The sequence below is a fragment of the Lactobacillus sp. HBUAS51381 genome, from assembly GCF_012641095.1.
Classification (GTDB): domain Bacteria; phylum Bacillota; class Bacilli; order Lactobacillales; family Lactobacillaceae; genus Levilactobacillus.
Genome location: NZ_JAAVSC010000025.1, coordinates 1 through 21,282 on the forward strand (window position 1 = coordinate 1; position 21,282 = coordinate 21,282).

20 protein-coding genes are annotated in these 21,282 nt (G+C 50.6%); 9 read left to right on the forward strand and 11 right to left on the reverse strand.

What is annotated here, in order from left to right; translation table 11 throughout:
- Positions 1-138: 138 nt before the first annotated feature.
- A complete protein-coding gene (locus tag HEQ50_RS09090; protein WP_168900206.1) occupies positions 139-1,026 on the reverse strand; it encodes an alpha/beta hydrolase in 888 nt (295 codons plus the stop codon).
- A 177-nt stretch (positions 1,027-1,203) separates the two neighbouring features.
- On the opposite strand from HEQ50_RS09090, the gene HEQ50_RS09095 reads away from it, so the two are divergent.
- The gene (locus HEQ50_RS09095) at positions 1,204-1,998 is read left to right on the forward strand and encodes a tyrosine-protein phosphatase (protein ID WP_168900207.1); all 795 of its coding nucleotides are present in this window, start codon (positions 1,204-1,206) and stop codon (positions 1,996-1,998) included.
- A gap of 69 nt (positions 1,999-2,067) precedes the next feature.
- Positions 2,068-3,009 (forward strand): alpha/beta hydrolase, encoded by a 942-nt coding sequence (locus HEQ50_RS09100; protein WP_168900208.1) that lies wholly within the window; start codon positions 2,068-2,070, stop codon positions 3,007-3,009.
- Positions 3,010-3,556: 547 nt separating this feature from the next.
- Here the strand turns inward: HEQ50_RS09100 and HEQ50_RS09105 are convergent.
- Together HEQ50_RS09105 and purB are read right to left on the reverse strand one after the other, a co-directional pair.
- Positions 3,557-3,778, reverse strand: a complete 222-nt coding sequence (locus tag HEQ50_RS09105; RefSeq protein ID WP_168900209.1) for a hypothetical protein — start codon at positions 3,776-3,778, stop codon at positions 3,557-3,559.
- A gap of 24 nt (positions 3,779-3,802) precedes the next feature.
- Positions 3,803-5,098, reverse strand: coding sequence for an adenylosuccinate lyase (gene purB / locus HEQ50_RS09110; RefSeq protein ID WP_168900210.1), 1,296 nt, complete (start codon positions 5,096-5,098; stop codon positions 3,803-3,805).
- 273 nt (positions 5,099-5,371) lie between these two features.
- On the opposite strand from purB, the gene HEQ50_RS09115 reads away from it, so the two are divergent.
- Positions 5,372-6,658, forward strand: coding sequence for an adenylosuccinate synthase (locus tag HEQ50_RS09115; protein ID WP_168900211.1), 1,287 nt, complete (start codon positions 5,372-5,374; stop codon positions 6,656-6,658).
- A gap of 25 nt (positions 6,659-6,683) precedes the next feature.
- Complete coding sequence (locus tag HEQ50_RS09120; protein ID WP_168900212.1) at positions 6,684-7,670, forward strand: GMP reductase; 987 nt, start codon at positions 6,684-6,686, stop codon at positions 7,668-7,670.
- Positions 7,671-8,294: 624 nt separating this feature from the next.
- Here HEQ50_RS09120 and HEQ50_RS09125 read toward each other — a convergent pair.
- The 3 genes from HEQ50_RS09125 to HEQ50_RS09135 form a co-directional block, all read right to left on the reverse strand.
- A complete protein-coding gene (locus tag HEQ50_RS09125; RefSeq protein WP_168900213.1) occupies positions 8,295-8,723 on the reverse strand; it encodes a universal stress protein in 429 nt (142 codons plus the stop codon).
- Between the two features lie 205 nt (positions 8,724-8,928).
- Positions 8,929-9,360, reverse strand: coding sequence for a universal stress protein (locus tag HEQ50_RS09130; protein ID WP_168900214.1), 432 nt, complete (start codon positions 9,358-9,360; stop codon positions 8,929-8,931).
- A gap of 14 nt (positions 9,361-9,374) precedes the next feature.
- Positions 9,375-10,949 (reverse strand): Nramp family divalent metal transporter, encoded by a 1,575-nt coding sequence (locus HEQ50_RS09135; RefSeq protein WP_168900215.1) that lies wholly within the window; start codon positions 10,947-10,949, stop codon positions 9,375-9,377.
- Positions 10,950-11,349: 400 nt separating this feature from the next.
- Here HEQ50_RS09135 and HEQ50_RS09140 point away from each other — a divergent pair, with 400 nt between their 5' ends.
- Positions 11,350-11,994 carry a metal-dependent transcriptional regulator gene (locus HEQ50_RS09140; protein ID WP_168900216.1) on the forward strand — a complete coding sequence of 215 codons (645 nt, stop codon included), beginning with the start codon at positions 11,350-11,352 and terminating at the stop codon, positions 11,992-11,994.
- A gap of 655 nt (positions 11,995-12,649) precedes the next feature.
- Here HEQ50_RS09140 and nhaC read toward each other — a convergent pair.
- Positions 12,650-14,056 (reverse strand): Na+/H+ antiporter NhaC, encoded by a 1,407-nt coding sequence (gene nhaC, locus HEQ50_RS09145; protein ID WP_370520144.1) that lies wholly within the window; start codon positions 14,054-14,056, stop codon positions 12,650-12,652.
- A 408-nt stretch (positions 14,057-14,464) separates the two neighbouring features.
- A complete protein-coding gene (locus HEQ50_RS09150; protein ID WP_168900218.1) occupies positions 14,465-14,995 on the reverse strand; it encodes a GNAT family N-acetyltransferase in 531 nt (176 codons plus the stop codon).
- A gap of 319 nt (positions 14,996-15,314) precedes the next feature.
- Here HEQ50_RS09150 and HEQ50_RS09155 point away from each other — a divergent pair, with 319 nt between their 5' ends.
- A complete protein-coding gene (locus HEQ50_RS09155; protein WP_232842726.1) occupies positions 15,315-15,677 on the forward strand; it encodes a hypothetical protein in 363 nt (120 codons plus the stop codon).
- Here HEQ50_RS09155 and HEQ50_RS09160 read toward each other — a convergent pair whose 3' ends face one another.
- Entirely contained in the window at positions 15,678-16,541 is an 864-nt protein-coding gene (locus tag HEQ50_RS09160; protein WP_168900220.1) for an aldo/keto reductase, read from the reverse strand.
- Positions 16,542-16,746: 205 nt separating this feature from the next.
- Between HEQ50_RS09160 and HEQ50_RS09165 the strand changes: the two genes are divergently transcribed.
- The gene (locus tag HEQ50_RS09165) at positions 16,747-17,361 is read left to right on the forward strand and encodes a hypothetical protein (protein WP_168900221.1); all 615 of its coding nucleotides are present in this window, start codon (positions 16,747-16,749) and stop codon (positions 17,359-17,361) included.
- Between the two features lie 253 nt (positions 17,362-17,614).
- Here HEQ50_RS09165 and HEQ50_RS09170 read toward each other — a convergent pair whose 3' ends face one another.
- Together HEQ50_RS09170 and HEQ50_RS09175 are read right to left on the reverse strand one after the other, a co-directional pair.
- Positions 17,615-18,376 carry a potassium channel family protein gene (locus HEQ50_RS09170; RefSeq protein WP_168900222.1) on the reverse strand — a complete coding sequence of 254 codons (762 nt, stop codon included), beginning with the start codon at positions 18,374-18,376 and terminating at the stop codon, positions 17,615-17,617.
- Positions 18,377-18,587: 211 nt separating this feature from the next.
- Positions 18,588-19,760, reverse strand: coding sequence for an ArgE/DapE family deacylase (locus HEQ50_RS09175; RefSeq protein ID WP_168900223.1), 1,173 nt, complete (start codon positions 19,758-19,760; stop codon positions 18,588-18,590).
- 193 nt (positions 19,761-19,953) lie between these two features.
- On the opposite strand from HEQ50_RS09175, the gene HEQ50_RS09180 reads away from it, so the two are divergent.
- A complete protein-coding gene (locus tag HEQ50_RS09180) occupies positions 19,954-20,466 on the forward strand; it encodes a YbhB/YbcL family Raf kinase inhibitor-like protein (protein ID WP_168900224.1) in 513 nt (170 codons plus the stop codon).
- Positions 20,467-20,497: 31 nt separating this feature from the next.
- Positions 20,498-21,010: a universal stress protein gene (locus HEQ50_RS09185; RefSeq protein ID WP_168900225.1), complete on the forward strand. Its 513-nt coding sequence runs from the start codon at positions 20,498-20,500 to the stop codon at positions 21,008-21,010.
- Positions 21,011-21,282 lie beyond the last annotated feature (272 nt).

Genomic DNA, 21,282 nt, shown 5'->3' on the forward strand with positions numbered 1-21,282 from the left:
ACTAGGTGCCAAAAGGTCTCGCCACCTAGCCAGTGCCCCGCATTAATTACCATAAACTATTGATTTAACAATGTTTCTATTGACAAGACGTAGAAAAAAGGTGACCCACCAGCCACGCTGATTGCTCACCTCTTGAACCTATCCCAACTCACCCGTTAGAATAAACTGCTTAATCTCTTTAAATGTTTTCTTGGATTCCGGTAACTCCGGCCACAAGATGTAATCGTGGAGCATCGACTTCATGGCATGTGCGGTGAACGGGGTACCACTCGCATTCGCTAGCTTCTGGAGTAGCCGTTGATCATCGGCCCACAACAACTCATTGGTCCCATAATACAACATGATGGGGCCCAGATCGTCAAAATTGCCATAGATTGGACTGACGACCGGATCGGTTACGGGCCGATCACCGGCGTACTGATAGCCAATCTTCTTGAGCGTCGCCAAGGTCAGGAACGGATCGTGTTTGGCCGCCACGTGAAGGTCCGGATTCATCATGCTCAGATCGGTCCATGGCGAGATCAAAACGGTGCCGGCCGGTAAATCCGCCTGCTGTTCTTGCAACTGCTGGAGCACCGTCAACGCCAATCCACCGCCGGCCGAGTCACCCATCAAGAAGAATTGATCATCCGGATACTGCGCGCGTAAATAGTCATAGGCCTTCAGCGCGAACGAAACGGTCTGATCCACCGTGGCTTCGGGGACTAAGGGATAATCCACGTAAGAAACCCGTAGATTTGCCTGTTGAACCAGGGCCACCATCAACTTACGATGGCCGATCGTTCCCTGCATGGTGTAGGCCCCGCCGTGTAGTAAGATGACATGTTGGGGCAATGGCGCGCCGGAACCAGCGGTCAGAATCCGCCCGCCAAAGACCTCACGTTCCTTGGTCACTACGGACTCCGGAAATTTCTTGGCGATCACGGCTTGATTCTGCCGACTGGGTTGTAAAAATGCTTGCTGCATCTGCTGCTTGAGCTGACTATGCTGGGTCTTGAAAAGTAACCATTTCCCACGCAAACTCACGACTATCACCCTATCTTTTTTACCTTCACCATTCTCTTAAACCTGATGTTTTTTCTCTTATGCCAGTATACAGCGTTTTGAGAAAAAGCGCCCCCCTCAGAAGCAATTACTAGGTAATTTCTCTAAAAACCGTTAGAATAGAACGCGTAGCAACTGACATGAAAGGGTGGGAAGTTAATGACAAACAACCGAATTTTAGCCGTGACTGGCGGCCTCAACTTTAGAGAATTAGGAGGTTACCCCACGGTTGATGGGCACACCGTTAAATGGCATAAACTGATTCGGACCGCCGGATTGGCCAATCTCACCCCCGCTGATCAGCAGCAGCTCAGTGACTATGGCGTTGTGGCGGACGTGGATTTTCGGTCCAAGGACGAACAAGCACAGTCGCCTGACAAGGTGCCGGCTGGCGTTAAATATCATTTTCTTCCCGTCTTTCCGGCCGATGATGAGACGGATGCCTCAGCGTCCGAAGTTCAGCTGGCCCAGCGTTTCTCTAAGGATGACCAATCCGGCTACAAGCACATGTTGGACGTCTATCGTCAGATGATGACGTTGCGATCCGCGCAGGTTGCCTATCACGACTTCTTTAACACGTTACTGGCCAACGACCAGCCGAACCAGTCCGTCCTCTTTCACTGTACGGCGGGGAAGGACCGGACTGGCATGGGCGCCTACTTTGTTCTAAGTGCCTTGGGCGTCGAGCCACAGGTCATTCGTGAAGACTATCTGCTAACCAACAAGGTCATCGCACCACGGATCGCCAAGCAGAGTGCGGACGCGAAGCAACGTGGCCTGGGCGACATCTTTGTCACCAACATGCGGGCCTTATACACCGTGAATGCCGATTACTTTGACGCCGCCATCAAGATTGTCAACACGCAATACGGCGGTGCCCAGGACTATTTACGCGATGTTCTCGGACTGTCTCATCGCGACATCACCGATTTAAAGCGCCTCTATCTCGACTAAATCATAGCCAGACTAACTGTCACTTAGTTAGTCTGGTTTTTCACCACAACCACGAAAGGATTTGATTGATTGAAGAAGAAAACATTGACGTGGACTCTCCCGTTGGCGGGAATTGCCGCGACGTCACTGATCGCGAGCGAACACCTCTTTAATTTCGCCTTTAAACGGGTCAATTACGTCCCGGAAACCTCTGCGGACAAGCAGAAATACGCCGATGCCTACTACGCCTATGTCGATTGGTATAAGGCCATCCCCAAGGAAAAGTGGTATCTGCACGAACACGACCCCAACAACCGCATGGTCGCGGAATACATTCCGGCCGAGTCACCGAGCACCAAGACCGTGATTATTTCTCACGGCTACAAGGGCAACGGCGAGACCATGGCCAACTTCGCCCAGATGTATCATCGGCTGGGGTTCAACGTTCTCTTGCCTGACGATCGCGGTCATGGCGAAAGTGCCGGCAAATATATCAGCTTCGGTTGGCTGGACCGCTTAGATTATTTACAGTGGATTCGCCAAGTGATTGACCGTGCAAACGCCGATGTTAAGATTCTTCTGTTCGGCGTCAGCATGGGCGGGGCCACGATGGAAATGCTTTCGGGCGAAACGCTGCCACCACAAGTGAAGGCCATCATCGCCGACTGTGGCTATTCCAGTATCGAGGCCGAGTTGACCTACCTGTTGAAACGCCAATTTCACCTGCCAAAGTATCCGATTGAACCGCTGGTCAGCACGATTTCTAAACGCCGGTTAGGTTATTACCTCGGCGACGTGACGGCGACCGATCAACTGCGGAAGAACAAGCGACCGATTCTCTTCATCCATGGCGAAAAAGACGTTTACGTCCCGGTGGGCATGGCCTATGAAAACTACGCGGCAACCCACGCCGCCAAACAATTGTGGATTGTGAAGAACGCCTCGCACGCCGAGAGTTTTTGGATCAATCCGGCCCGGTATCAAGCCCATGTGGAAGAGTTTCTCCAGACCTACTTTGACGAGCAACGCTAGAAAAACTTCAAAAATTTAGATTTCCTTTAGTAAATGGTCAAAAAGATGTCACAGCTTTCCCCCGATTCTATTCACAAACTCCGGGTATAGTAATAATCATAGTAATTAGCCAATAACTGTTACTACTCAATTCAATATCCAATCCCTTTTAGATTCTCTCCCCCTAAGAGAATCAATCCCTGGTTAGGTTCCCTCAAGCCTAACCAACTCCTCTAAAATGAGTGTCACTCCCCCTTAAAGTGACCTCACTCCTCAATCAAAGAAGCCACACCGTGCTCTCCCCGAGCCGGTGTGGCTTTTTTGATTTTCTGTCTTGTCATAATTGCCTGCGGCTGCTGGAAGTTCCGCCTGCTGTGGGGACCGGTGAAAGCCAAAGAGCGGTCTTTCACCTCGGTCTGGAGCCGTAACCCACGTCTCCAAACACGTCCAGCCTCCTTCGGCTACGACAACGTAAAAATTAACCAACCACTAAAGTAACACAACTGCTTACAGCAACGATTGTGACGGACACGGCCGCCTTGTTAATGGTCAGCCTGTTAACTGAACCCTACAAATGCCCCCACGCTCGGTACAAATACGCGCGGTGGTGTTGTTCCGTATTTTCCTTAGCCGCCACGAGTTGCTTTTGAATCGCCGCCCAGCGGTCCTCGCTGAGGAGAATGGCCCCTTGATGATGGCCCTCAATCTTAACTGGTTCGCCCGCGTTTGCCGCTTGCATCAATGCCAAAAAATTCTGTTCTGCGTCCGTCAATGAATAGGTCGTCTTCATCTGGCATTCCCCCTATAGTTATGGCTAGTCCAAGCCGAGTCGATGGAAAATATAATCCACGCGTCGTAAATGATAATGGTAGTCAAAAGCGTCTTCAATCTGTGCCGGCGTCAACCGGGCCGTGATTTCGGTATTGGCTTCTACCAACGGCCGAAACTGGACCTGTTGATCCCATGCCTGCGCAGTTAACGGTTGAACCAGGTCATAGGCGTCTTCACGACTCAGACCGGTCTCAATCAACTTCAACAGTAGACGTTGGCTGTAAATCAACCCGTACGTCCGCCCCATGTTGGCCTTCATCGTTTCCGGGAACACGTCCAGATTCGTCAGAATGCGGTTAATCCGGTGCAACATGTAATCCAACAGCGTGGTGCTTTCCGGTAAGATCATGCGTTCTGCGGAAGAATGCGAAATATCGCGTTCATGCCACAGGCTGACGTCCTCATAGGCCGTGACCATGGTACCCCGCAGGACCCGGGCCAAGCCCGTGACATTTTCCGAGCCAATCGGATTACGCTTGTGGGGCATCGCCGAAGAGCCCTTTTGCCCGGGATTGAAGTGTTCTTCCACCTCGTGAATTTCCGAACGCTGCAGGCCCCGAATCTCGGTCGCGATGTTCTCAATGCTGGTCCCAATCAAAGCGAGCGTGGCCACATAATCCGCGTGGAGATCGCGTGGCAAGACTTGCGTGGCAATCGGCTGTGGAGTAATCCCCAACTGATCGCAAACAAAAGCCTCAACCTCGGGTGGCACGTTGGCAAAGGTTCCCACGGCCCCACTAATCTTACCGGTCTCGACTTCCGCGGCTGCGCGATCGAATCGGCCCAGGTTGCGTTGCATTTCTTCATAGAAACGCGCCATCTTCAGCCCAAACGTGGTCGGTTCGGCCTGAACGCCGTGCGTCCGCCCAATCATGACCGTCTTCTTGTAGCGAAGAGCCAACGTTTTCAGCGTGGCAATCAGGTCGACTAAGCTCTGGCGAATCACCGTATTGGCTTGCTTCAGCCGGTACCCCTGTGCCGTATCCACGACGTCGGTACTGGTTACCCCAAAGTGAATCCACTTACGTTCGGCACCCAATGATTCCGACACGTTCCGGGTGAAGGCGACCATATCATGATGGGTCACGGCTTCAATTTCCGCGATCCGATCGACATCAAAGGTCGCATTGGCCCGAATCTTCTGCGCATCAGCCACTGGAACTTCCCCCAACTGTGCCCAGGCCTCATCAATGGCGATCTCTACGGCTAGCCACGACTTGTATTGGTTCTCCAATGACCAGATCTGACCCATCTCTGGTCGTGTATAACGTTCTAACATACGTTTCCTCCTATAAATATAAGCTAAAACCCGAACATTATTTCGATTGTTCCGTTAAATTACTCATGAGCTATTTTACCACAGATCATCTCATTTTAGCGAGTGTTTTCCATTGGTTGTGCCCCAAAATCACTTTTATAATGATATAAATAGAACTTTATTTGTAATTAATCCAGAAATAGTTCGCTTTTCGGTTGATTTTTAATCCCGAACTTGTTACACTAATTCTTGCTGGGTGTTCGGCCTGGCAAAATAAAGTAATGAGGTGTTGTTATGTCATCAACAGTTGTAGTCGGTAGCCAATGGGGCGATGAAGGTAAAGGAAAGATCACGGATTTTCTAAGTGAGAAGGCTGATGTCATTGCCCGCTACCAAGGTGGTGACAACGCCGGTCATACTATTGTCTTTAACGGTCAAACATTCAAATTACGGCTGATTCCTTCTGGGATCTTTTACGCCGATAAAACCAGCGTCATCGGTAACGGTGTCGTGCTCAATCCCAAGTCACTCATTGAAGAACTGACTTATCTGCACGACAACGGTGTCGCCACCGATAATCTCCGGATTTCCGATCGGGCGCACGTCATTCTGCCTTACCACATCCTGTTGGATCAAGCACAGGAAAAGACCAAGGAAAATAAGATTGGGACCACCAACAAGGGTATCGGCCCCGCTTACATGGATAAAGCCGAACGAATCGGGATTCGCGTGGCGGATTTACTCGACCACGACATCTTTGCCGACAAATTACGGCAAAACTTAATTGAAAAGAACAACGTTTTAACGAAGCTTTATAATGAAGAACCACTAGACTTTGATGAAATTTTCGAAGACTATTACGCCTTAGGCCAACAAATTAAGGATCACGTCACCGATACCTCCGTCGTTATCAACGATGCGATTGATGCCGGTAAGAACGTCCTCTTCGAAGGCGCGCAAGGCGTCATGCTGGATATCGATCATGGGACTTACCCATTCGTGACCTCCTCTAATCCGGTCGCCGGTGGTGTCACCATTGGTGCCGGTGTTGGCCCCACAAAGATTGACCACGTGGTGGGCGTCTGCAAGGCCTACACGTCACGGGTCGGTGATGGGCCATTCCCAACCGAATTATTCGATGAGATTGGCGATACCATCCGTGAAACCGGTCACGAATACGGGACGGTCACGAAACGCCCCCGTCGAATCGGCTGGTTCGATAGCGTTGTGCTTCGCCACGCCAAGCGGGTTTCCGGGCTAACTAGTCTGTCACTGAACTGTCTGGATGTCCTGACCGGCCTGAAGACCGTCAAAATTTGCAAGGCCTACGAACTCAATGGCGAAACGATTTACCATTACCCCGCAAGTCTGGTTGACCTCGACGCTTGCCAACCAATTTATGACGAATTACCTGGCTGGACGGAAGATATTACCCACTGCCATGCCGTTGAAGAGCTACCCGTTAACGCCCAAAACTACGTTAAGCGGTTGGCCGAACTGGTCGGCGTGGACATTGCCACCCTTTCCGTTGGCCCCAATCGCGAGCAGACGAACATTTTACAAGACGTCTGGAACGCCTAACTTACACGACTAAGGAGAGACCTCTATGCATCCTGCCGAAGTATTTGATTACGAAGATATTCAACTCATTCCGAATAAATGTATCATTGAAAGCCGTCACGACGCGGATACCAGTATCGAGTTTGGTCCCCACCGCTTTAAGATTCCGGTGGTTCCAGCGAACATGGAAACCGTCATCAACGAACCGTTAGCCGTTTGGTTGGCCCAAAATGACTACTTCTACGTCATGCACCGCTTCCAACCAGAGGAACGTCGCGGATTCATCGAACGCATGCACGCCCAGCAACTATTTGCTTCGATTAGCGTGGGGGTCAAACCCGACGAGCATGCCTTTATCGATGAACTGGCCGCAGCCAACTTGGTGCCCGAATACATCACCATCGACATTGCCCACGGCCACAGCGATTCCGTGATTCGGATGATTCAACAGATTAAGGCCAAATTACCGGATAGCTTCGTCATCGCCGGCAACGTCGGGACACCCGAAGCCGTGCGTGAACTGGAAAATGCCGGTGCGGACGCCACCAAGGTCGGGATCGGTCCCGGTAAGGCGTGCATCACCAAGCTCAAGACGGGCTTTGGGACCGGGGGCTGGCAGTTAGCCGCCCTCCGGCTGTGTGCCAAGGCCGCGCGTAAGCCGATCATTGCCGATGGCGGGATTCGCTACAACGGTGATATCGCTAAGTCCGTACGTTTCGGGGCCAGCATGGTCATGATTGGTTCTATGCTCGCCGGTCACCAACAATCGCCGGGAAGTCTCCTGACGATTGACGGTCGGACGTTCAAACAATACTGGGGATCCGCTTCCGAGAAACAAAAGGGCGCCTACCGTAACGTGGAAGGCAAGCAGATGCTGGTACCTTTCCGTGGCGACATTGCCGACACGCTGAACGCGATGCAAGAAGATCTCCAATCCTCAATCTCCTATGCCGGTGGCCGCAACCTCCTGGACATTCGGACCGTGGATTACGTCATCGTTAAGAGCTCCATCATGAACGGCGATAACTACTAGCCGTGAAGTTTCACTTAAAAATGTGCACCCATTAATACTCTAAAATCACACACAAAGTCGCCCCCTGCCGCTCGGTATTCCACCGATTGACAGGGGGCTTCTTTTCGCTTAGGTTCAACTTCAGGATCGCGGCTCTACGCCATAATGTTTAACCCTGACAGTTACCTACGGCTGCCAGCAATTCCGCCTGCTGTGGAGACCGCCTGCAGCCAAAGGACGGGCTTCCGGCTCGCTTGGAAGCCTTGCACAGCCCGCAAGTCTCCCAAGTCGTCTCACGGTCTAAGCTGGCTAAAACACGCCAGCTAACACCGTTGTCACGGCTGGCTCCATTACTGGCCCCCTCCGGCATACGGTGGTGAATTCGCTGAATGCCAGAGGATCCTACAACGAATCACGCACTGCTGGTTCTTGGCCATCGCCACCGTAGACGTGAGTGAAGCTAAATATGAGCTCAGCCGTAGGATTATCTTAGCGGCGATCGCCGGTTAGATAATGGCGACTTGGAAACGTCGGTCTTTGGCGGTTTCAAGCGAGCTCCGAGACCGCTTCTCAGGCTCGGGACGTCCTGCCTACCGCGATTCAGCTCATGTTTTGCGAACGGTAAGGCGGTCACCTTCCACCATGCTACCGAACCACGATCACCGTGATTGGCGCATACTTGGCCATGTAGGCGGCTTGGCTCCCGAAATGGCGGCTCAGTCCGTGTTTGGTCAAGGCCCCAATCACTAAAACATCCGGCTTAACGTCTGGAATCACGTCCTTCACGATGCTTTCTCCGGGACTACCCGAGGTCAGCATCATCCGGACATCGGACACCCCCGCCGCCAGAGCTTGCCGGCGATACTGCCGTAACTGCTGTTTTAACTCGTCATGCTCCCCACGAAGATAATCACTGTCCAACGTCTGGTAAATATTCAGGCGTTCCTTCTCCAGAACGCGCACAATGACCAATTCAGCCGCATCCCGCTTAGCTAATTGAATCGCGGCATCTAGGGCCATTACGGCATCTTTAGATTCATCGACCCCTACTAAGATTCGTTTGTACCTGGTCATGTCTCGTCATCCCCCAATTATTCGAACTTAGTTACCTCGCTCACATCTAGTGTACGCATCCCCGCCCACGACCGCTTACTCGTCGCACGCAACTGAAAATTAACCATGCAAACCACGCGACTGACGTGACCTAACCCTTTAATCTTTTGACAACACAAAGGGCCTGAACGCTTGGCCCAGACCCTTCAATTTATTTCTGATTAAGCTAACGAATGACCAGTACGGAGATTGGCGCGTATTTCGCCATGTAGGCCGCCTGGCTCCCAAAGTGCCGCCGAGCACCCTTCTTAGCCTCGGAACCCACGATGAGCAGGTCCGGCTTAACGTGTGGAATCACGTCCTTAACAATCGTCTCGCCGGGATCGCCCTCGGCCACCAGCATCCGCACTTGCTTGACGCCAGCGTCTTCGGCTTGCTGTTGATACTTGGCCACGTGCCGTTCCAACTCGCGGTGTTCGCCATGAATATAATCGGAACTCAATGCCTGGTAAACGTTCATGTCGTCGCTCTCCAGAACGGAGACAATCACCAATTCGGCATCGTCTCGTTTGGCCTGATGAATCGCGTAGTTAAAAGCTAACAGTGCGTCGGCCGAATCATCGACCCCTACTAAAACCCGTTTAAATGTCGTTGCCATTGCTGATCTCCTCCCTAATGACGTTCCTGATTACCGGCTGCTACATCGGCCGCCATCTGCTTAGCGCTCCGATGTAATTCGAAGACCGTCCAAGCTAACAACGCAACAATGGCGATGTTCAAGCCCCAAGCAATAATCGTCGCCAACGTGGTATCCGCCGCTGATGGTGTATTGCCAAAGAACCCGAGAATGGAAGCTGGCATATTGTACAGATTCAAACCGGTTAACAACAGAACGGAGAACCAGCCAAGACCCTTAATCCACCAAGAGTTCTTGAACCGATTGCCCATTTCCAACTTACTGTCCGTCATCATCAATAACGGGAGCATTGAGAATGGTAAGGCAAAGGCCAGAAAGACTTGTGAGTTGTTCATCAAATCATTCAACGCCGTGTGTTCATCAATGGCGCTCTTACCACTGGTCAACATGACACAGATTAAAACGGGAATGACGGATAATAAACGGGTAACTAACCGCCGTAACCACAGTGGCATCCGCATGTGAACGAAACCTTCCATGATAACTTGCCCGGTCAACGTCCCGGTAATGGTTGAGTTTTGCCCTGAAGCAAGTAACGCAACGGCGAACAAGGTTGAGAGTACACCGGTCTTCGCCACACCGGCCAACAAGCCGTTACTCATCGTATTGGTGTCGGACAAAGCTTGGAACAGACCGAAGAAGGATGGATCCTTCACAGCACCGCTCTTGAAGACGGCAACCCCCATGATGAGGAGCAACGCGTTGACGAAGAATGCCAGCGTTAATTGTAAATTGGAATCCAGACTAGCAAACTTAACGGTCCGGGCCACATCGTTTTCATCCTTGTGATTGATCTGCCGGGTTTGTGAAATGGCTGAGTGGAGGTACAGGTTATGTGGCATAACCGTCGCCCCAATGATTCCCAGGGCCCCACTGATTGGCGTTTGACCACCAACGGTTGGTGAAGATGAAATAGTCTTCATGCTTGGAACCAGACCCGCAAAGACACCGGCCCAGTCAGGCTTAGATAAAGCCACTTGATAGGCGAAGACGAACAGGATCACGAGAATCAAGCACATAACAATGGCTTCAATCTTCCGAAACCCAATCTTAGTCAATAACAACAGTAACAAAACATCAAAAACCGTGATAAAGACGGCGATGACCAACGGAATGTGGAACAGCAGATACAAGGCAATCGCGGCCCCAATAACTTCGGCGATATCGGTCGCCATGATGGCGAACTCCGTCATAATCCACAACACAATCCCTAGTGACTTACTCGTCCGGGCACGAATCGCTTGGGCAAGATCCATTTGACTCACGATCCCAAGTTTAGCCGCCATGTATTGTAACAACATCGCGATCAAACTTGAAATCAAGATAATCGACATCAATAAATATTGAAAGTTTTGACCACCGGTGATAGACGTTGACCAATTCCCTGGATCCATATACCCCACAGCAACCAGTGCGCCAGGACCTGAGTACATAAATAGCGCTTTCCAAAATCCAATGTTCTTGGGAACCGCCACTGTCCCGTTAATTTCCTCTAGGGAACGGCCATTGGCGTATTCAATCAATTTGTGCTTTTTAACATTGTCGCTCATGTTAAAAGCCTCCTCCTCGAAAATTTCTTACCGGATTCATTGTAACGTAAAAGTTAGCCATTGCAAATACTTTTTTAGGGCGGCTTAACTTTAATCTATGCATAAATAAAGAAATAATCTCGTTTATTAAGCGTTTACATTGCTGTCCCCTTAACTTTCCTGCCGGTCGCTCATCCCACATCAGACACATAAACTATTTTTTTGATGGTCTCAACATACCACAGTCCAAATGCCGGTACATAGGGGTTCTGCTTATAAAATAAAGTGAACTTTCTCATTGTTTAAAATTCAAGTCGTTTAAAAAAAGTTGCAGGAAGTGCGCAAAACCCTTAAAATTTGAACTGTTGTAATCTTTTTTTAGGGGTGCTTAACTATTTTTAGCTATTGGGGAGAGGATTAGATGCTACATCATCGAAATACATATTTAAAAATCATCGCGGAGTGCAACTTCGCTCGGTCGCGCGTTAGCAACAAACAAATCATGCATTTTGCGGCAGTCACACCGGCAACCGTCACCGAAATGACCCGATCCTTGCAGGCCGCTGGGTTGGTTGAACGGCGACGATACACTGGGGTTACCCTGACGCCTTTGGGCAAACGACTCGCCAGCCGCCTACTCTACCATTACCGTCTCTGCGAATTGTTTCTCACGCAAAAACTCAATCTGGCCTTGCCCCTCGTCCCAGCTCAGGCCTGGGCGATGGCGGATACATTACAGACAGAAACTGTGCAAACGCTCGATCGTTACCTCGATAGTCCGCAACGCAGTCCTTTTGGCGGCCTTCTCGATCCCAGTAAGTTACTCGATGACGCGCCCATCATGCGGTTGAGTATGGTTCCTAAAGCTACTACCGTCACGCTGGATAGTTATTTGGAGTCGACGGACCTGATTACTTATCTGCAGCACATCGGCCTACCCTTTGACACCGCTCTTCAAGTTACCGCTCATGATGCTGATCTAAGACTACTTTACCTAGAAGACGCCACGCATCACGAGTTCACCCTCAATGACCAAGCGGCTGATTACATCTACGTCAAGGCATAACAGCTTCGATTGAAGCTGACGAGGCTAGTCATGATTACAAGAGTCGTACACCGGCCGCCTTACCGTTCGCCAAATTTGGTCTGGAACGCTGTGGGAAGGGCGGGAAAAGCCAAAGCCCTGTCTTTTCCCTCGCTTTGAGCCGAAAAATCGCGTCTCAAAGTCGCCAGTTTCCAAGCAAAACCACTTGGAAACTCCCACGGCTGAGACCAAATTTGACTCACTCACGGCTATCTGCGATGTAAACAACTATCGTGGATAGCCGTTACCATCGCAGCAATCTTAAGACACATTTAGTTATTTTCAATCACAGTCAGCCAGCAATGCCGGTAGCCGTAACAGCGGTGCTAGCTGAGCAGCAGTTTGCAGCGTGGACGTGCTTGGAGACTCGGTTTTGGTCAGTCTTCAAACCGAGCCTAAGAACCGCTTCTTAGGCCGCAGATGAATATTGATAACTAGCTTAATGGTGATTTCTCTCGCCAACTAGAAACTGACCATTCTTTAGTCATAGGATGTAAAAAAGGCGCGAGCCCAATGCTCACGCCTTTCAGAGGATACGATTTAAATTTAAATGACGCAATCGGCGACTCACCAGTAAATTCTAGAGGTTTACTGACGCCCACTGTCGTCGATCTCAGAAATCACTTGACCGTTTTGACTAAGCACCTTGGCCTTCATGACTGGGGGTTGCCACCGTTGCGGCCGTAGCACTGCTATCGTCAGCAGATGGCAACCGCTTCAAGCCCACACCGGTGAACCCACTGAGGATGGAGAAGACGGGTGATAACAGACTGAAGAAACAGAATGGCAGGTAAGCCAGCGTGGAAACGCCCAACGTGTTGGCAGCAAAGACAGCAGCAACGCCCCAAGGAACCAAGTAGTTGATCACGGTCCCACCATCTTCAAGCACCCGGCTCAAGGCCAAGTTGTCTAAGCCCCGATCGTTAAAGGTCTTCTTGAAGGCTTTTCCAGGCAGGATGACGGAGAGGTACTGTTCCCCAACGAAGATGTTGACGCCAATACCGGAAAGAATCGCTGCCGTGACCACGGAACCGGTATTCTTAAGCCGCTGAGCCAAAGGTACCATGGCCGTTTGGATGATGTTGAATTTCATCAACAGGCCACCTAAGGTCAATGTTAGGATAATCAGGGAAACGGTGGACATCATGGCACTAATCCCACCACGGGTCAACAAGGCATCAACGCTGGCATTGCCGGTCTTGGAAACGAAGCCAGATTCGATCATCGTGGCCACGCTACTCAGTGACGTGCTAGGCTTTTCAATAAATAACATCACAATACCTAAACCAACATTGAGTAACAAAGTGGCGATGGCTGGAATCTTCCGCCATGCACAGACAAACATGAGGATAATAGGTAAAGCCGCCCACCAAGTAATGGAGAAGTTACCAGTTAACGTTGCAATCGTCTTGTTAATCTTGCCCAATGCATTGGCATCGGAAGAACCCGTGCCCATGAAGAAGTATAGAACCAATGATACCAAGAAGGCAGGAATCGTGGACCACATTAAGTTCTTGATGTGGGCAAACAATTCTGATTCAGCAATGGCCGAAGCCAGGTTCGTGGAGTCGGATAATGGCGACGTCTTGTCCCCGAAGATGGCTCCGGAGATGATGGCTCCAGCAACCAGTGCGGGGTTAAAGCCCATCGTGGTTCCCATCCCGAACAACGCAATCCCAATCGTGGAAATAATGGTGAAGGCACTCCCGATTGAGGTCCCAACGATCGCACAAACCAAGAAAACGGATGGGACGAACCACTGTGCGGAGATCAGGTGGAACCCGAAGACCATCATGGATGGAATAATCCCAGCGGCAATCCAAACACTGATCAACGCCCCGATTAACAGGAAGATGAAGATGGGAATAATCCCGGTTCTAATCCCGTCGATAATTCCACCGTGCACGTCGTCCCAACTAGCGCCGCGGACCTTGGCCCACAAGATAACCAACGCAATTACCAATAGGACGGGACTCATTGGGGATAGCCCAAACTTGATAACGCCTAATCCCATGACCAATAACATACCAATTAAAATAATCATTGCTTCGCCGAAACCAACTGGCTTCCAATTTTGCTTGCTGTTCTGTTCTTTCATAGAAATCGCTCCTCTTTGTTTATGCCTAGATTATGTACAAAAAAATCGCCCCCGCTGCAATCAACATTGCAACAGGGACGATTTAGACTTCAACCGTGGTACCACCCAGCTTGAGAGACTGGTTCTAGACCCAATCACTCCACTCACTAGATGGTAACGGCTCTAGTTATTCTCCGCCTGCCGGAGCAGGACATTCCACTGTATTTCGTCGTAATCACCCTGATCGGTTCGCAGCAACCACCGACTTTCTGACACCCAGATGACACGCTACTTGGTAATGGAAATTAGCGTTCGTTATTTGATTGATTTGATAATAGCACGATGAGAAAAGTCCGTCAACCTCTAATCTAAAATTTATTTAAACGAGGCGGGATATTCTAGCATCCCCCCGACCCGGGCCAAAGCCCCAGCCGTCAGCGGTTTAATCAGGTGACTGCCCATCGGAACCGCCAGACTATTATGAATGGAAAAATCTTCTGCCATCACATAGCCCCGGCTCCCGAAGAAATTCATGTCGCCCACCGCACTAATGGCCGCAAACCCGGCTAGCCGCGCCCGCGCTTCCAGTTCACTGAGCAGTTGGCTACCGATGGCCTGACCCTGCCATTCCGGGTCCACCGCCAATGAAGCCAAGGCCAAGATGGTCGTCGTGTGCCGATTGCCCCGAACCGTGACGGGACTCAACAGGCCGTGACCCACCACCTGGCTAACTTTAGGCTTCGCTACGACCTCTAGACTGGGTTGGTAATCGTAAGTTGACCGCAACCGGTGAACCAAATTAGGCGCAGTTCCTGCCGTTGCCTGAGCGGGCGTAAAAGCGGCGGTCACTAATTGGTCTACTTGGTGATAATCTTCTGGTTGGATGGTTTCAAAGCTTAAATTCAATTTGTCTACCTCTCATTTCCAAAGCGGTCTGCATCAATACTGTGCTATTATACACGACTCATCATTAAATGCGAAATTTTCGTCTGGCCTTAATCATGGCCTAAATGAATCTTAAAGATTGCTTCGCTTTTTTTCAAGCCAGGAGCCTAGTTGACTGCCGGAAAGTTCAGTGACCACCGTTTCGTTCGGAAAAACCGGGCACGCTCTGCCGTCTGATTACCCAAAATAACTTGAAATTTGGTCGCAAACTCCGTAAACTAGACAAAATCACGTAAGAATCGAGTTGAACCCTATGACCTCCAAACGATTTTGGGCGATCATGTCAATTTTGCTATACGTCGTCTTCGTTATCGTCGCCATCCTCACCGGCATCATTGCGCCCAAGCAAGTTGGCCTGGAATGGACGATCTTTTGGTATTTCACCGCGGCTGGTCTCTGTTATTATTTTTACTTCAAAAACATCAGCTACCGCGAAGTGATCTACTACGCCAAAAAACTAGGTTATCACAAGGACGACCTCGTCTCGATGGTGTCTAAATTAAAAGAGACGCAGGATGTGCCCGACCCGGACCACCCTCGTCTCTTTAGTCCCTTCGCCAAGGTTCCCCTCAGTGTGGTAAATCAATTAACCGACCAACTGGAAGCTCAGGCCAAGGACCACGATATTCCCCGCTACCGCTAATTATTTGCGACTAGAATACGTTTGGGATTGCTTGAGCCAAGCCTCATCGGCAGGATCGGGACCGACCCGTTTGCCGGCGTCCAAGGCACTAATCGCCCGCATCTCGTCCTCATCCAGACCGAAGGCAAAGATATCGCGGTTCTGCTGAATCCGGGCCTCATGCGTGGACTTTGGGATCACAATCTCCTCACGCTGAATGTGCCAGCGCAGAATAATCTGTGCGGCGCTGACGTCGTGTGCGGCGGCCAATTCATTAATGATCGGATCGGTCAACGCATTGTTCTTGCCACCGCCCAAGGGACTCCAGGCCTCATGCAGAATGCCCTGGGTTTCCAGGTAGGCGTGCAAGTCATTTTCTTGGAAATACGGGTGTGTTTCAATCTGGTCGACCACTGGCTTAACCGTGGCCGTTTCCATCAGTTTCTCCAATTGTGCTTGATTGAAGTTGGAGACCCCGATGTTCTTGATCTTACCGGCCTTGTACAGGTCTTCCATGGCCCGCCAGCTTTCGGCGTAACCGGGAGCCGGCCAGTGGATTAAGAACATGTCCAGGTAGTCAAAGCCCAGCTTGTCGATCGTGGTCTGAAAAGCCTGCTTGGTCTCATCGTAGCCACGTTCGCTGTTCCACAATTTAGACGTGACGAAGATGTCTTCACGCTTCACGTCGCTCTCGCGAATGGCGGCGCCGACCCACTGCTCATTGCCGTAATATGCGGCCGTATCGATGTGGCGGTAGCCCGCAGCGAGCGCCCATTTGACAGCGTTCTTGGTGTCCTCCGCGTTATCGACTTGGAAGACGCCTAATCCCAGTTGGGGAATCTGATTGCCATTGTTTAGAGGTAATTCGGGAATGTCATTATGCAAAATAAAAACCACCTTTCAAACTTAGTTCCACTACTATCATACAATAGGCTGACCGTTTCCGTAGTCAGAAAGCTAGGAAATCGTAAAATTTTGGCTTAAAATTTTCTTCTGCACCCATTTTGCGTTAAGATGAAGAGTGTGGTAGTTTGTCGTTTCAGCGGCAAACTTGTTTTTTCACACCGTTTCTGACATGGAGGTTTTTCAGTTGAATAACCAAGAACCAAAATCACGCGTACAACGGTATAACTTCAATCAGGATCCAAATCGCCCCACCCGTCAGCGGCCACGGAAGCCGCGGCGCTGGTGGCCGTGGGTCATGACGCTCTTAACGTTGGCCATCGCTATTCTGTTGGTCTTAGGCATCACTCACCACAACAAATCCGTCACCAATACCGTATCCACCACGAGTAGTAGTGCGTCACTCGTGGCCAAGGCTTCATCTGTCTCTGAGCAGAGTGCCTACGAGAGCTTCAAGAATAAGTACGATGATTACAACGATAACGGCATTACCGTCTCGCAAAAACAAAAGCTTCAAAATATGATTAACGATGAATCGAACAGCGCCGTCCAGTCGCGGGAACAAAAACTCCTCGACCAAGCGCAAACGAAATCGTCCGTTTCATCCAGCAGTAGTGCGGCCAGTTCCTCACAGAGTAGCCACAACCCAACGTCGTTTGACTCCGTGCACACCTTTTCTTCGGTCAACGATGCGCAGAACTGGGCGCAAGCCTCTAAGAATCAGTGGTTACAGGCGGGATACACCACCTATACCATTACCTCTGACGGTCAGGGGAATTACAATTTACAGTTCGTCCGTTAAACGCGACGCTCTTCGGAGCGGACGCGTTTTTTATTTGCGCTATTAACAATCTTTCTAGCAACACTATCCACGCAGGTCGACTTGCCTTTCGCGAAATCTGTTGCCTGCGCCTGCTAGGGATTCCGCCTGCAGCCAAAGAACAGGCTTCCGGCTCAAAGCAAGGTCCGAGACCGCTCTATGGCTCGGGCCGGCCCTCCCAGCGTTCCAGCCCAAATTTTGCAAACGGTAAGGCAGACAGTGTGGACAGCGGCCATCATTTATGCCGCTCGCGCTGAGCCGCATCCAGCTGTTGCTGCAGGTGATCGACCTTCGCCGTGAGCGTGTCGATCTTGGTCAACAACTGCGTCAAATCGGCCTGTTCGTGATCCTCCTGTTGGGTGACAACCTGTTGACTGCGATCGGCTACAAACCCGCTGAAAGTGCTCGTCAATAACCCAATAAATCCGATGCCGCCAACCATCAGGACGCTGGCAATAATCTTTCCAAAAGCCGTATGGGGTGTCTCATCGCCGTAACCCACCGTGGTCGCCGTCGTTATCGCCCACCACAGGGAATTAGCCAAGCTCTGTTTTTCCGTGAGCGAGAAGAGAAAGGCACTGAGCACGATGATGCTGACACTAATAGAAAAAAGGTAAATAAAACCCGTTTTATAAATAAATTGATGATAGGCGCGGGTCCACTTACTATTGATCCGGAGGCGCCAAAACAGGTGATGGTAGCGGATCATTCGCACTAGCCGACCCAATCGAAAGAAGGCAAAAACGGGGTGGAGTGGAATAATCCCCAGCAAGTCAAAAGCAGACTTGATTAGAAAAATCTTGCGATCTCGAGCACCAATCAATCGGATCACGTAGTCTACCGCAAATACGATCAGTAGCCCGTTGATCATCGTGAGCTCCAGCGACCGGTCGCCCCAATTAAAAAGCACGAGAATGACGAGGCCGACCGACAATAAGGTTAATAGTGTGACGACCACGTGATAGGCAACCACCCCATATGGTTTGCGCTTTGCCATGTGACTTCTCCCCCCCATTTACAATTACGTTTTAATATAGACCGTCTGCGAGAAAATGCCAGCCCCGCGAACAAAATTTTAGATGTTTGCTAGATTCTATATTCAAACTTAATAATTAAATCAACAGCAAAATAACCCGGACCGCCAAGTCAGCTCATCGGCTTGGCAGTCCGGGTTACGCTATTTACCTGTCAATGGTAACTAAAAAGCATTAGTTATGCACGGGATTGTCCTGTTGCACGCTGGCTAAGAAGGCTGGCACCAAGGCTTCATAAAAATCAACGGCCTGCAGGTACTCTTTGATCGAGATGTATTCATCGACTTGATGAGAGGTGTTACTTCCCGGGCCAATTTCAATACTCGTGAAATCCGCCTTGGACCTTAAGAACTCGGCGCCATCGTTCGCACCGCCGGACCCGACCACCTGCGTGTCATGACCACAAATTTTATCGCTAATCTGCTTGGCCAATTGGACCAACGAGGCGTTCGGATCGCCGGGGATGGCCTCCTCGGGGAAACTATAGCTCAGGTCTAATTGGACGCCGGGTTCTTGATTGAGTTTGGCAATTAGCGCTTCTAACTCGTCATAGATGACCTGATTGGGGTAGGCCGGAATCGTCCGCATGTTAGCCATGAGTTCGGCGTGGGCAGGAATCGAATTGACCTGCTCACCACCAGAAATTAAGTCAACGTTGTGGAGCAGACTACCCAGAACGGGATCGGTCTTGGTGTACTTGGCCATCACGGGCCCCACGGCGTTGTAAAATTTCATCAAATTATCAATGGCGTTGATGCCCTTCTCCGGTTGGGCACTGTGAACCCCTTTACCGGTAGAAACGACCTTGTAATCAATCACACCACGCGCTGTATACACAACGTTATCTAACCCGCTCGGTTCGGCGATGACCAGACCAGCCAACTGGTCGGCATAGCCCGCATCGGTGAGTTGGGCGGCCCCGTACTCCCCGGTCTCCTCACCCACGGTAGCCAACAGGCGAATGCTCCCGGGAAGTTGCGTCCCCTGTTCCAAGAACTCCAATAACGTGATAACAATGGCGGCAAGGCCACTCTTCATGTCCGAAGCGCCCCGACCAAAGAGCTGATCACCGACGATCTCACCGGCAAACGGCGCGTGCTGCCATGCGGATTCATCCCCCGCGGCGACAACATCCATGTGGCCGCACAACCCCAGTTGGGGCCCAGCGTTACCGATGGTGACCACCAGATTATCGCGTCCGGGCGCGTAAGTCACCTTTTCAATCTTTGCCTGGGGATAGGGGGCAAATAAACTGGCAATGTAATCGGCAACCTGTGCCTCGTGGTCGTTTACTGAGGGAATCTGAATTAAATGCTGTAAAATTTCAATCTTTGCTTGAGGGGTCATCCGCGTCAATCCTTTCGTCGTTTCATTAAGTTGTTCTTAGCATACGCCCTTTCGTGCAAAAATCAAGCTAATTTTGCAAATATATTAGTTATATTCTATACATTCGTATTTTTATACATTATTCATGCATACTCGCGACTCGTGGATGACTGCGGTATAATGAAGAGTGTGCCTAATATCTAGGAGGGATTTCATGCGAATCGTTGTGCCAACCGAAGAAAATGGCTTTTTAGCCGATGAATTTAGCAAATATGCGACGGGCGATGATGTTTATGGCGGGCAACCCGTTAAATCATTTCCCATTAAGCTTCATAAGATTCCGAAGAAGACCCAAACATTAGCGTTAAACCTCATTGATTTCGACGCCGTTCCCGTGAGTGGGTTTCCGTGGATTCACTGGGTCGCCGCCAATTTCCCTGGTAGTACCCGTGAGATTCCGATGGACGTGTCCCGGACGAACGCCATCCCCCACGTACACGGTCGTAATAGCAACGCCGGCTCCCTCGTGGGCAATACGGACCCTTTGATTAATCAAAATTACACTGGGCCCTTCCCGCCAAACGCGGATCATGACTACAGTCTGACCATTTATGCACTGAACACGAAACTCGATCTGGCCGATGGTTTCTGGTTAAACGACCTCCTCCATCAAATTAACGGCCACGTCTTAGATACAGCCACCATCACGCTGCGTGGGCGCGTCTAACGACAACTTAGTTCAAAGAAGAAGGCTAATTATGGGACAACAATACCAACAGATCTTGGTGCCCGTCGATGGCTCCATCCAGGCGGAACTGGCGCTCAAAAAGGCGGTGACCGTGGCCCAACGCAACCACGCGCACGTTGATCTGCTTAACGTCTTGCGAATCAACCACTACGGCTTCTACGCGAGCGGTTCGATGCCAGGAAGCGTGATTCATGAGCTGGCAACGGATGCGACGTCGTATTTAACGTCACTGAAGGAAACCACGACAGCAGCAACCGGCTTTGCCGACCTCGACATTCACGTGCGGTTTGGCAATCCTAAGACGGTGATTGCCCACGAATTTGTTCGCGATCACCACAACGACCTCATCATGCTGGGCGCGACCGGGATGAGTGCGGTGGCCCGCATGGTTGAAGGCTCCGTCACCGCTTACGTTAGTCGGATGGCCGAGGTGGACGTCTTGGTCGTTCGTACCGATGAACAGGGGAAACCCGTTGATACCAAACAAGTGGCGGTTGAGAATCAAGACCAACCTAAGCTTTAAATTTCGGATCGATGCAAAAGCACCGTGACTGCCGATTTTGGCAATCACGGTGCTTTTTAGGATTGATCATTAAAGGGTGAAAGATAGAAAACAGCTAGAATCCTCGTTGTGACAATGATAATAACTATTATAGGATGATGGTCGCGAGTGGCCGCCTTACCGTTCGCCAAATTTGGTCTGGATCGCTGTGGGAAGGATCGGAAAAAGCCAAGGCCCGGTCTTCTTCCTCGCTTTGAGCCGAAAGTTCGCGTCTCAAAGACGCCAGTTTCCAA

Coding starts and splice junctions, on each gene's coding strand:
- HEQ50_RS09095 (WP_168900207.1), top strand. CDS start 1,204: ATGACAAACAACCGAATTTTAGCCGTGACTGGCGGCCTCAACTTTAGA.
- HEQ50_RS09105 (WP_168900209.1), bottom strand. CDS start 3,778: ATGAAGACGACCTATTCATTGACGGACGCAGAACAGAATTTTTTGGCA.
- purB (WP_168900210.1), bottom strand. CDS start 5,098: ATGTTAGAACGTTATACACGACCAGAGATGGGTCAGATCTGGTCATTG.
- HEQ50_RS09115 (WP_168900211.1), top strand. CDS start 5,372: ATGTCATCAACAGTTGTAGTCGGTAGCCAATGGGGCGATGAAGGTAAA.
- HEQ50_RS09120 (WP_168900212.1), top strand. CDS start 6,684: ATGCATCCTGCCGAAGTATTTGATTACGAAGATATTCAACTCATTCCG.
- HEQ50_RS09125 (WP_168900213.1), bottom strand. CDS start 8,723: ATGACCAGGTACAAACGAATCTTAGTAGGGGTCGATGAATCTAAAGAT.
- HEQ50_RS09130 (WP_168900214.1), bottom strand. CDS start 9,360: ATGGCAACGACATTTAAACGGGTTTTAGTAGGGGTCGATGATTCGGCC.
- HEQ50_RS09135 (WP_168900215.1), bottom strand. CDS start 10,949: ATGAGCGACAATGTTAAAAAGCACAAATTGATTGAATACGCCAATGGC.
- HEQ50_RS09140 (WP_168900216.1), top strand. CDS start 11,350: ATGCTACATCATCGAAATACATATTTAAAAATCATCGCGGAGTGCAAC.
- nhaC (WP_370520144.1), bottom strand. CDS start 14,056: ATGATTATTTTAATTGGTATGTTATTGGTCATGGGATTAGGCGTTATC.
- HEQ50_RS09155 (WP_232842726.1), top strand. CDS start 15,315: ATGTCAATTTTGCTATACGTCGTCTTCGTTATCGTCGCCATCCTCACC.
- HEQ50_RS09170 (WP_168900222.1), bottom strand. CDS start 18,376: ATGGCAAAGCGCAAACCATATGGGGTGGTTGCCTATCACGTGGTCGTC.
- HEQ50_RS09175 (WP_168900223.1), bottom strand. CDS start 19,760: ATGACCCCTCAAGCAAAGATTGAAATTTTACAGCATTTAATTCAGATT.
- HEQ50_RS09180 (WP_168900224.1), top strand. CDS start 19,954: ATGCGAATCGTTGTGCCAACCGAAGAAAATGGCTTTTTAGCCGATGAA.
- HEQ50_RS09185 (WP_168900225.1), top strand. CDS start 20,498: ATGGGACAACAATACCAACAGATCTTGGTGCCCGTCGATGGCTCCATC.